The organism is Pseudomonas sp. R19M (assembly GCF_050312585.1).
Lineage (GTDB): Bacteria > Pseudomonadota > Gammaproteobacteria > Pseudomonadales > Pseudomonadaceae > Aquipseudomonas > Aquipseudomonas palleroniana.
The window spans coordinates 95,244-106,447 of the sequence record NZ_JBNPJV010000029.1; the positions used below are offsets into that span (position 1 = coordinate 95,244).

General features: G+C 62.5%; 9 protein-coding genes. 3 read left to right on the forward strand and 6 right to left on the reverse strand.

Annotation, left to right across the window (positions count from 1 at the left end):
* Position 1: 1 nt before the first annotated feature.
* Positions 2 to 922, reverse strand: a complete 921-nt coding sequence (pfkB, locus tag ACQRBT_RS05125) for a 1-phosphofructokinase (RefSeq protein ID WP_412047002.1) — start codon at positions 920 to 922, stop codon at positions 2 to 4.
* The gene (ptsP, locus tag ACQRBT_RS05130; protein WP_412047001.1) at positions 923 to 3,781 is read right to left on the reverse strand and encodes a phosphoenolpyruvate--protein phosphotransferase; all 2,859 of its coding nucleotides are present in this window, start codon (positions 3,779 to 3,781) and stop codon (positions 923 to 925) included.
* 293 nt (positions 3,782 to 4,074) lie between these two features.
* Here ptsP and cra point away from each other — a divergent pair, with 293 nt between their 5' ends.
* Positions 4,075 to 5,070, forward strand: coding sequence for a catabolite repressor/activator (gene cra / locus ACQRBT_RS05135; RefSeq protein ID WP_060754879.1), 996 nt, complete (start codon positions 4,075 to 4,077; stop codon positions 5,068 to 5,070).
* Positions 5,071 to 5,072: 2 nt separating this feature from the next.
* Positions 5,073 to 5,867: a TatD family hydrolase gene (locus ACQRBT_RS05140; protein ID WP_412047000.1), complete on the forward strand. Its 795-nt coding sequence runs from the start codon at positions 5,073 to 5,075 to the stop codon at positions 5,865 to 5,867.
* On the opposite strand, the gene ACQRBT_RS05145 is transcribed toward ACQRBT_RS05140, so the two are convergent.
* The 4 genes from ACQRBT_RS05145 to ACQRBT_RS05160 all read right to left on the reverse strand — a co-directional run bounded on the left by ACQRBT_RS05145 (position 5,796) and on the right by ACQRBT_RS05160 (position 10,000).
* Entirely contained in the window at positions 5,796 to 6,224 is a 429-nt protein-coding gene (locus ACQRBT_RS05145) for a hypothetical protein (protein WP_104995492.1), read from the reverse strand. The genes ACQRBT_RS05140 and ACQRBT_RS05145 overlap by 72 nt on opposite strands.
* Before the next feature lie 161 nt (positions 6,225 to 6,385).
* Positions 6,386 to 7,222, reverse strand: a complete 837-nt coding sequence (gene ampE / locus ACQRBT_RS05150) for a regulatory signaling modulator protein AmpE (RefSeq protein ID WP_060754876.1) — start codon at positions 7,220 to 7,222, stop codon at positions 6,386 to 6,388.
* Positions 7,219 to 7,782 carry a 1,6-anhydro-N-acetylmuramyl-L-alanine amidase AmpD gene (ampD, locus tag ACQRBT_RS05155; protein ID WP_205345142.1) on the reverse strand — a complete coding sequence of 188 codons (564 nt, stop codon included), beginning with the start codon at positions 7,780 to 7,782 and terminating at the stop codon, positions 7,219 to 7,221. Before ampD ends, ampE begins: the two co-directional genes overlap by 4 nt.
* A 61-nt stretch (positions 7,783 to 7,843) precedes the next feature.
* Complete coding sequence (locus ACQRBT_RS05160) at positions 7,844 to 10,000, reverse strand: DUF1631 domain-containing protein (RefSeq protein ID WP_412046999.1); 2,157 nt, start codon at positions 9,998 to 10,000, stop codon at positions 7,844 to 7,846.
* A 239-nt stretch (positions 10,001 to 10,239) separates the two neighbouring features.
* On the opposite strand from ACQRBT_RS05160, the gene nadC reads away from it, so the two are divergent.
* Positions 10,240 to 11,088, forward strand: coding sequence for a carboxylating nicotinate-nucleotide diphosphorylase (gene nadC / locus ACQRBT_RS05165; protein WP_412046998.1), 849 nt, complete (start codon positions 10,240 to 10,242; stop codon positions 11,086 to 11,088).
* The last annotated feature ends 116 nt before the right edge of the window (positions 11,089 to 11,204 follow it).

Here is an 11,204-nt window from a genome sequence, read left to right on the forward strand (position 1 = left end):
CTTATTGTTCTGTCAGCGCGCGCACATCGACGCCGCTTTCCAGACGCGCCAACTGCGCGTCATCGCTGATGCCGAAACCGATCTGCGTGACCGCCATGGCGGCAATCGCGGTGGCGCGGCGCAGGGTCTGCTCGGGCGCGTCGCCGCTGAGCAAACCGTGCAGCATGCCGGCCAGCAGCGAGTCGCCGGCGCCGACGGTACTGGCGACGCTGACCTTGGGCGGCGTGGCGTGCAACGCCACGCCCGGGCTGTACCAGTTCACGCCGGCGGCGCCATCGGAAACCACCACATGCTCCACGCCTTGCCGATGCAGGCGGCTGATGGTGTCTGCGGCGTTATCCAGGGCTTCGGCCAGCTCTTCAGTGTTGGGCTTGACCAACCAGGGACCGGCTTGCAAACCCGCACGCAGGGCTTCGCCGCTGGTGTCCAGGGCCACCTTCAAGCCGAGGTCCTTCAATGTTGCGAGCAAGCCTTGGAACCACTGCACACTGACACCACGCGGCAAACTGCCGGCAACCACCACGGCGTCATGGCCGGGCGCAATCAAGGCAAGCTGATTGAGCAGCGCCAACTGCGCCTGCTCGCTGACCTCTGGCCCCGGGGCATTGATGTCAGTGACCCGGCCGCCCTGTTCGGCGATCTTGATGTTGCTGCGGGTTTCGCCCGGTACGCGGATAAACGCATCGGCAAAACCGCGCCGCGCAATCAGCGCCTCGAAGGCTTGGGGGTTGTCTTCACCGAGAAAGCCGCCGACGGTGACTTGGTGGCCCAAATCGGCCAACACCTGAGCCACGTTCACCCCCTTGCCGGCAGCGTGGGTGAGCAGAGGCTCGCTGCGGTTGACGGCGCCCGGTTCCAGGCACGCCAGGCGCACCGTGAGGTCGAGCGCCGGGTTCAGCGTCAGGGTCAGAATCTTCGCCATTTACACGGCCTCCACAAGGGCACGCACGTCGGCGGGCGAGCCCAGCGCGAGTGCTTTTTGCGCCAGGCCCTGGGCCTCGCTCAGACTGAATTCCCGCACCCGCGCCTTCACTTCTGGAATGCTGCGGGCCGAAACGCTCAATTCATCCACACCCAGGCCGACCAGCACCGGCACCGCCAGCGGGTCGGCCGCCAGTTCGCCGCACACGCCAACCCACTTGCCGCGGGCATGGGCGGCACGCACGGTGATGTCGATCAATTGCAATACGGCGGGATGCAAGCCATCTGCCTGGGCCGACAGCGTCGGGTGGCCGCGGTCGATGGCCAGGGTGTACTGGGTCAGGTCGTTGGTGCCGACACTGAAGAAGTCCACTTCCTTGGCCAGTACCGGCGCCAGCAACGCAGCGGACGGCACTTCGATCATGATGCCCAACTGCAAATCCGCCACCGGGATTTCCAGGCGCAGGCGCTCGGTCATTTCCCGGGCGGCACGCCATTCGTCCACGCTGCCGACCATGGGAAACATGATGCGCAGCGGGCGGTTGTCCGCCGAGCGCAGCAACGCCCGCAACTGGGCTTCCATGATCTGTGGGCGCTGCAAGGTCAGACGAATGCCGCGCACGCCGAGGAAGGGGTTTTCTTCCTGGGCAATCGGCCAATAGGGCAGCGGTTTGTCCCCTCCCACATCCAGGGTGCGCACCACCAGCGGGCGCCCGGCGAGGCCGTCGAGCACGCGACGGTACTCCGCTTCCTGGGTGGCTTCATCCGGCGCCTGCGGGTGGGCCATGAAAATCAGCTCGGTGCGCAGCAGCCCGATACCTTCGGCCCCCTGCTCCACCGCACTGGCAACCCCAGCGCTTTCGCCGATGTTGGCGAAGACTTCCACGCCATGGCCGTCGCGGGTCAGTGCCGGTTGATGGCGCTGGGCCGCTGCGGCTTGCAGGCGCTGTTCGCGGGTATCGCGCTCGACCACGGCACGTTGCAGGGTGCTGGCGTCGGGGTCGACATGCAGGCGGCCGCGCTGGCCGTCCAGTAACAATGGCGTTCCGGACGCCAGCAGCAAGACTGCCGAACCGGCCCCCACCAGCGCGGGAATGCCCAGCGCGCGCGCAACAATTGCGCTGTGGGCCGTAGCGCCGCCCCGGGCCGTCAGGATGCCGGCGACACGCGATGGATCGAGGCGCGCCACATCCGACGGCCCCACTTCGTCCATCACCAGAATGTACGGCTCGCTGGGTTCCTGGGCGGTTTCCACGCCACACAACTGCGCGAGCACCCGGCGACCGATATCCCGCAAGTCGGCGGCGCGCTCCGCGAGCAAGGCGTCCTGCAGCGACTCCTGCTGCCTGGCGGCCGCCTCAATCACGCTCATCCACGCAGCCTGTGCGCTCTCGCCTTGTTTTAGGCGGGTGTCGACTTCGTCGGTCAGTTCCGGGTCGTCGAGCATTTCCTGGTGGGTAATGAAGATCTCGCGGATAGCCTTGGCCTGGCTACGCTCGATCAAACCCTGGATATCGCGGCGTACATCAGCCAGGGCCTGGTGCAGGCGCTGGCGTTCAATGGCCGAAGATTCGCCGCGCAGTGGGTAATCGAACACTTGCTGGATCTGGATATGGGCCGGGCCGATGGCGATGCCGGGGGCAGCCGCAATCGCCTGGACCTGGCTGCCGGACAGCGGCGCATTGATCACCGGCTCACTGTCGAGCACTGGCGCAGGGGCGCTTACAGTCGGCAGCGGTTCGACCTCTTCGCCAAGGCCCTCTTCTACCGCCGCCAGCAAGGCAGGCAACGCATCACCGGCAATCGTCGGTTCGGCGACAAACTCCAGCACCTGGCCACGGCGTGCGCCCAGGCTCAAGAGTTTGCTCAGGCTTTTCACCGACACGGCACCCACCGGGCCATCGACGATGCGTACGCGGATATCACCGTCGAAGCTTTTCGCCAATTGCGCGAGGATCTTGGCCGGACGCGCATGCAGGCCATGGGCGTTGGCCAGGGGAATGCTAGCGCTGGGCCAGTCGGCAGGCAGTTCGCCACCGAGCGCTTCGAGCACGGCACGGCTGCTGGTCGCGCGGCCCAGCTCCTGGCCGCGACCTTCAATCAGCAACGCGCACAGGCGCTCCAGCAACGTCTGGTGTGCTTCGCCCAGGCTTGCCAGGCAGAACAGGCCGTGCAGCGGCTGGCCAAGATAACGCATGGGTTTGTCCGGGGTGACGAACGCCAGGCCCGGACGCTTGACCGTTTGCTCGCTGTGCAACCACCACAGGCCATCACCCAGGGGCAGCGCGTCGACTTGCTGCAATACGGCGGCGAAACCATTGCTGACACAGTCGGCCTGGCGCAACAGCCGGGCACCGCGCCAAACCAGCTCTTCAAAGTCATCGGCGGACACGCCCAGGCTGATCATCTGTGCATCCAGCGCCAGCTCCTGCGGCGCGCCTTGCAGCAGTTTCAGCAAGGCTTCGGCGGAACCGGCGCGGCGCAGCGCCTGGCCGAGGTCGGTCTCGCCGAGGGCGCGGGTCAGCAATTGCAGCAGGCGCAGGTGTTCATCGGATTTGGCGGCAATGCCGATGGCCAGGTAAACGATCTGGCCGTCACCCCAGTCCACCCCTTCGGGGAACTGCAGCAAGCGCACGCCGGTAGAAAACACCTGATCGCGAGTCTCGGGAGTGCCGTGGGGAATGGCGATGCCTTGGCCGAGAAAGGTCGAGCCTTGGGCTTCACGGGCTTGCAAGCCACTGAGGTAACCCTCGGCGACCAGGCCATCGGCCACCAATTTGTCAGCGAGCAAATGCAAGGCGGCAGATTTATCCACAGCCACCTGGCCCATGGATATCTGCTCTACAGTGAGCTCCAGCATGCCGTTCTCCTAGTTAGTGCAAGGCGTGCACTAGGTATTGTTTTGAATAAATCAGCGCAATGTGTTCAAAAATAACTGACTGAGTGGTCAATTGGCAGTAGCCACTTAGTCACGAACGTCGTAAAAATACGCCAGCTGAAACGTTTAATCTAGAATTTATGGCAGGTTACGCGGTAATTGCGCAAGCTTGAAGGGCCGCTCGGCATTTGAGCTCAGGCATGGGCCACGCGCTGGAATCGGTTACGATTAGACAAAATGTCGGGGCGAGCTCCAAAAAACAAGGAAATCCCGGTTTGAAACTCAGTGATATCGCACGCCTGGCCGGTGTGTCCGTAACCACCGCCAGCTATGTCATCAATGGCAAGGCCGAACAGCAACGCATCAGTAATGCCACCGTCGAGCGGGTGCGTGCAGTGGTTGAAGCCCATGGCTTTACTCCCAACCCCCAGGCGGCCGGGCTGCGCAGCCGGCATACGCGCACCTTGGGCTTCATCCTGCCGGACCTGGAAAACCCCAGTTACGCACGTATCGCCAAGCTGCTGGAGCAAGGGGCGCGGGCACGGGGCTATCAATTGCTGATCGCCAGTTCCGACGATGAAGCCGACAGCGAGCGCCAGTTGCTGCAACTGTTCCGCGCGCGGCGCTGCGATGCATTGTTTGTCGCCAGTTGTCTGCCGGCCAGCGACGACAGCTACCGTGAGCTACAAGCCAAGGGTCTGCCGGTGATCGCCATCGACCGGGTCATGGAGCCTGCGCAGTTCTGCTCGGTGGTCAGCGACGACCGCAAGGCCTGCCAGCAACTGACCAGTAGCCTGTTGCTGCCGCTGCCCAAGCAGATTGCGCTGATCGGTGCCCACCCAGAGCTGAGCATCAGCCAGGAACGTGCCGCAGGCTTTCGTGAAGCCCTCAAAGGGTTTGCCGGCGAGGTGATCGTCGAACACGGCGAGGCCTTCAGCCGCGATTGCGGCCGTCAGTTGATGGAGCAACTCCTGCAGCGCTTGGGGCACTTGCCCGATGCGCTGGTGACCACTTCCTACGTGCTGCTGCAAGGCGTATTCGACGCACTGCATGATTTCCCCCTTAAGTCCCGGCCATTGCGCCTGGGCACGTTCGGTGACACCCAACTGCTGGACTTCCTGCCGTTGCCGGTCAACGCCATGGCCCAACAACATCAATTGATCGCCGATACCGCCCTGCGCCTGGCGCTGGCGGCGATTGAAGACGAGCAGTATCAGCCTGGCGTGCACGCCATCGGCCGGACCTTCAAGCAGCGCATTCACGAGGCTTGAACGTGAAGCTGATCGACACCCATACCCACCTGGACTTCCCGGATTTCGATGATGATCGCCGGGCAGTCCTCACCCACAGCCGCCAACTCGGCGTGCAGCGCATGGTGGTGTTGGGGGTGTATCAGCAGAATTGGCAGCGGCTGTGGGATCTGGTGCAAACAGATGACGGCTTATTCGCCGCCTTCGGCCTGCATCCGGTGTATCTCGATGAGCACCGCCCCGCCGACCTGGAGGAATTGGGCGATTGGCTGAACCGCCTGCATGGCCACCGGCAACTGTGCGCCGTCGGCGAGATCGGCCTGGATTACTTCCTTGAGCAACTGGATCGCGAGCGCCAGCAAAGCCTGTTCGAAGCCCAACTGAAACTGGCGGTGGACTTCCAGCTCCCGGCCCTGCTGCACGTTCGCCGTAGCCACGCGACGGTCATCGCCACGCTCAAGCGCATTCGCCTGCCACGCGGCGGCATCATCCACGCGTTCGCCGGCAGCGCCGAAGAGGCCCGCGAATACATCAAGCTCGGTTTCAAACTGGGCCTGGGCGGCGCCGCCACCTGGCCCCAGGCACTGCGCATGCACAAGGTGCTCGCTCAACTGCCCCTAGAGGCGGTCGTGCTGGAAACCGATTCACCGGATATGGCGCCGGTCATGTACCCGGGCCAGCGCAACAGCCCGCAACACCTGCCGGACATCTGCATCGCCCTGGCTGAACGCATGGGTATCGACGCGTCACGCCTGGCCGAGGCGAGCACACGCAACGCGTGCCAGCTGTTCAATTGGCAGCCGGCTGACAGCCTGTAGATTCAAGGTGATCTTTTGCCGGTGGCGGGCGTAACGCACGCTCAGGCAATGCACCAACACCGTCGCCAGTGAAATATTGAACTGCCCGACCACACTGAGCAGCCCCACCCACTCCGCCACCAGCGCCATCAGCAAGGTCGCGCAGGTCAGAATGACCATGCCGGGACGCACCAGCGCCCAATGGTCCAACGCTCGGAATTGACGCAGTTGCTTGTGGCAACACAGCTGCAGGCACGCGTGACAGTACCTGCAGTCAAAGGGCTCATCGATGGCAATGGCATTCAACTGCCAAGGCTTGAGCTCGAATGTCATTTCACAGTGAGCACAATGCCCTTTGATGCCGATGACAGCGGTCATGACTGTGCCTCCACGAGACGGTTACTAGGTGATACAAACTTCTCACCGATTCACCTCACAATGAAGGCCGACAGGGAAAACAAGACAAGCACCACACCGCAAAAATCTTATTCCTACACGAAAGCCCTACACACGAAACGCACCGCCCCTGCGGGACTGTGTCAGGGCAACACGGTCCAGATAGCAAACCCGGCGTACCACAACACCGCCGCACGCAGCAGCAGTTCCCACAACTGATCCAGGCTATTGATACCGTCGACGCCCACCACGGGCGCAGGGATTTCTGCGGCCACCAGGCCGACTTTTTCCAGCAGTTGTGCGGCGCTGATATCCCAATTCAGCAGCTCGTGCAGCATCACCCGGCTGACCGCTACGAAATTACCGACCAAGGCAAAACTGGCCGCCAGCAGGCGTACCGGCACCCAGTCGAACGCGTGCCGCAGTTGCCCGGCGCGCTCGGCCACCAACGGGTTCTGGCTGTATTCATTGGCCAGCGCCAGCAAGCGATAAGCCAACGCCGCCACCGGGCCCAACAGGAAATACCAGAAAATCACCGCAAAAAAGCTCTGATAGGCCTGCCAGAGCAGATGCCCCTGAACCCGCTCCAGTAACTGCTCGCCGCTGTCGGCGCCGATGCTCAGGTCACGCTCGGCCACGTGCTCGGCAGCCTGCAGGTCACCGCGGCGCCAGGCATCGCGGAAAGGTCCGAGCTGCGCCAATAGATCGCCACGCCCCAGGCTATAGATCACCACCAGCAAGTGCACCGGCAAAGCCAACAAGCCGTAGGCCACCGGCTCCAGCACCAGCAACAACAGCGCCAGCAACAGTACCGGCAGCAATACCAGCAACAACAGAATCAGCCAGGGTCGCTTGCCCATCCTGGGGCTCGACTCCAACTTGGCCAGCTCACGCAACCAGCCACCATCGCGCTGCAACCGCTGGCGCAGGGCCGAGAACTTCTCGATCCACACCGCCAGAACCAACACCAGGAAACTCATCGTGCGTGTCCTCCATCCTGCAGGGCGCTGCGAAAGCGCGTCCAATCAAAAGCCGGGCCGGGGTCGGTCTTGCGACCCGGGGCGATATCGCTATGACCGCAAATACGCGAGTGCGTTATGTCGGGATAAGCCGCCAACAACTGGCGTGTCAGTTCGATCAGCGAATCATACTGGGCATCGGTAAAAGGCAGCTCGTCCGTTCCCTCCAACTCGATCCCCAGGGAAAAATCGTTGCAGACCTCACGCCCCTCGAAACTGGAAACCCCGGCATGCCACGCCCGGTCACGGCACGAGACAAATTGCGTCACTGTGCCGTCACGCTCAATCAGAAAATGCGCAGATACCCGTAGGGCGGCAATCCCTTCAAAATAGGGATGCTCCGTAACATCGAGGCGATTCTGGAAAAATTCCTGCACCTTGCCCGTGGCAAACTGCGCAGGTGGCAAGCTGATGTTATGCACCACCAACAGCGAGATTTCACCAGCCGGGCGCTCGTTGAAGTTGGGCGAAGGGCAATGACGGATGCCCTGGCACCAACCGCTGGCGGGGTCCAACTGCATACTGGCTCCTTGAATGAGACGAAGTGTTACCAGTATGCCGCGTTCCGCCCTGCGGTTGCGATCACTTGCCGCGATTGAGTTGACGCAGGTTACCGATCACCGAAGCCAACGCACGATCAAACAGCAAGCCCTCGTCCAACGTGCGCAGTACACCCTGCTTGAAAGCCATGGCCAACTGCGCAGCACTCTTCTCCAGCACCTTGAGCCCGGAGCGACCGACAAAAATATAGGTATTGGTCGGTGCCATGATCGCCGTCAGCTTGCAACGCAGGGTGCTGGCCGCGCTGGTCTGGAACTCGAACCAGCTTCCCAGCCGCAACTGATAGACCTTGAGCAGGTCCGGGTCATCATTGGGCAAGTTCGCGGCCGGATCAGACGCCCCGGCACCGAGTACGAAGGGCTCGCGCACTTCAACCAACGTCTCGACCCCCTCGCCACCGAAAGACTGCACATGCATGGCTTGCAACCGATCGAAGAATTCGCGCGTGCTGAAGGGATCGAACGCGGCACTGGTCAGGCCGTCGCGCAATGCCTTGAGCAGCCCGGGCAACTGCTCCAGCAGGTGGCGACCGGCCTCGGTGTCCTTCTGCAGCCCCACGCTCCAGATCAATTCATCCATGGTGCGCAGCCCCGCCTGCCATTGCACCGACTGCTCGCCGTGCTTGAGATTGGCCAGCAACAGCACCTGGCTCCAGGCTTGCTGGATAAATTGCACCACCGCCTGGGGCAACACCTTGCCCAGCAAGCGCCGGTTGAGCACCTCGGCCACACGTTGACGAGCGGCGTCAGCCCGCACACGCCCTTCTTCGGCAACGTAAGTGTGTTGTTCAAGTAGCTCGCTGCGGCGACGCTCATCCGAGATAAACGCAGTGAACTGCGTCAGCAACTCGGAAAAAATCGTCATGTCGTCGACGAAATCATTCAGCAAGCGCTGCACCACCTGCTCGATATGCAGGTACAGGCTGTCGCGCTGATAGTCATCCCGTGGGCTCCAGCTCATGGCGGCAGCGGCTATTTCATTTAGCAAGCGTCGCGCCGGATGGCTGGTACGGCTGAAGAAGCTCTTGTCCAGCACCGCCACTTTCAGCATCGGAATCTGCAAACGACCGATCAGTGCCTTGAAGGCATCAGGCACGGTGCGGTCACTGAGGATGTATTCGAACAGCAGCGCGACCAGGTTGATCACATCCTCATCGGCGTCTTCCACCACACGGGATTTGCCGCTTTTGACGCTGACCCGGGTCAACAGCTGTTCAAGCTGGTTACGCAGGTCAAAATCGTCTTCGGCCTCGGGCTCCGGCACGTACTGTTGCAGGTGAGAAAGCAGACGCAGCAGGTCGCGGGAGGCAATCGGTTGCGGCTCGGCGCTGGCTTCCAGGGTGGGGGCAACGCTGCCACGAACCGCCGCCAGCAGCTTCTGCAAAGCGGCAAAGGCTTCCTGGCCACTGTCATCGCCCGCAGGCTCCATGGATGGCGAGCGCTCCTCGCGCTGCTGGTCACGCGACGCCCGCCCGCCGGGTCGGCGCGAGGGTACCGCCTTGAGCTCGGGCAATACCCCGGTGGCAACCAACAGTTGATTCGCGCCGCCGTACAACAGGTCGGCGTCACTGAGCACGTATTTTTCAAAGAGCTTGAGCATGATCAGCTTGACGCGAATCTCCACGCCCAGGCTGCGCCCCGCCTGCAAAAAGAACTCGCACAGCAGGGCCGGCCCCAAGGGGTTTTCACGCTCGTCCAGTGGCTTGCCCAGCAAAGCACTCAAGCGGGCCGTCAGTTGCCCCAGCGCCAGGCCGTCACGGTGGTGTACCCGCCCCAACATGGCCTCCAGCGCCACGGCCTTTTCCAGTGCATCGCCGGACTTAGCGACGCCGGTTTCGTATGACACCCTCGGCACCAGCTGCACGTCACCGCGCCCGACCTGCCCCAGATGGGCGAAGGCGGCAAACAGCTGCTCCATGAATACGCGCTCGAAATTCTTGCGTTTGAGCCGCAGGTCGCGCATGGCTTCAAAGAATATGTGGTGGTCAGCGTTACTGCGGGCCTTGTCGGCCATCTCGAACAGGGTGTCGTCGGCGTTGTCGAACAGCTCCTGCAACCCTTGTTGCAGCTGTTGCGCGGCCTTGTCACGCACCTGCAGCAACACCACAGGCAGGCGCGCGAGCGGCGATGGCGTGGCCTGTGCCTTGTTGATCGGCACCACCTTTCCGTCATTGTGCATCCTGGCCTCCTGAAACGGTGGAGTTGAAAATATCGAGGGCAGGCCTGGGCGGGCACTGCAAATATCCCGGCATCACCCCTACGTCAAAGCTATGACGCCAATTGCAAGGCGCTGGATTATCTTGCAAGTGAGGGCCGTTGCGCCAGCAAACTCTGCCATTGCGTGGCAAATGAGTAGTGAGCCTGGGTTCGGGCGCGTGCTGGCCCTATAATCCCTGCACTTTGTTTGTGGAGCCTGTTATGCCGAATCTCCGTCTTGCCGACCTCACCGCCGAAATCGAAGCCAACGTGCGCCGTGCACTGCTGGAAGATATCGGCAGCGGCGATATCACCGCGCAATTGATCCCGGCCGAACGGCTGGCCAAAGCCACGATCATTACCCGTGATGCGGCGGTTATCGCCGGTACCGCCTGGGTAGACGCGGTATTCCGCCAGCTCGACCCGCGCGTCGCCGTACATTGGCAGGTGGCCGACGGAGATCGCGTCAGCCCCAACCAGGCGTTGTTTCATCTCGAAGGCCCGGCGCGCTCGCTGCTCAGTGGTGAGCGCTGCGCGCTGAACTTCCTGCAAATGCTGTCAGGCGTAGCCACGCGGGCTCAGTACCTGGCGGACTTTGTCGCGAGTACCCAGGTCAAGCTGCTCGACACCCGCAAAACCTTGCCGGGCCTGCGCTTGGCGCAGAAGTACGCAGTGACCTGCGGCGGCTGTCACAACCACCGTATCGGTCTGTATGACGCGTTCCTGATCAAGGAAAACCATATCGCTGCGTGTGGCGGCATTGCCCAGGCAATTGCGGCCGCCCACAAGATCGCCCCGGGCAAGCCGGTGGAAATCGAAGTGGAAAGCCTGGAAGAACTGCGTGAAGCACTGGCGGCGAATGCCGACATCATCATGCTCGACGAATTGAGCCTGGATGACATGCGTGAAGCCGTGCGACTGAACGCCGGCAAGGCCAAGCTGGAAGCCAGCGGTGGGATCAATGAAAGCACCCTGCTGCCTATCGCTGAAACCGGAGTGGACTACATCTCCATCGGCGCGATGACCAAGGATGTAAAGGCGGTGGATTTGTCGATGCGACTGAGCATCTGACCTCCCCCGGAATGTTGTAGTGAGCGGGCTTGCCCCGCGCTGGGGGGCGCAGCCGCCCCAAACCCAGGCGCCTCGGTCCTTCTGAAACACCGCAGCGCCCCGATTGGGGCGGCTGC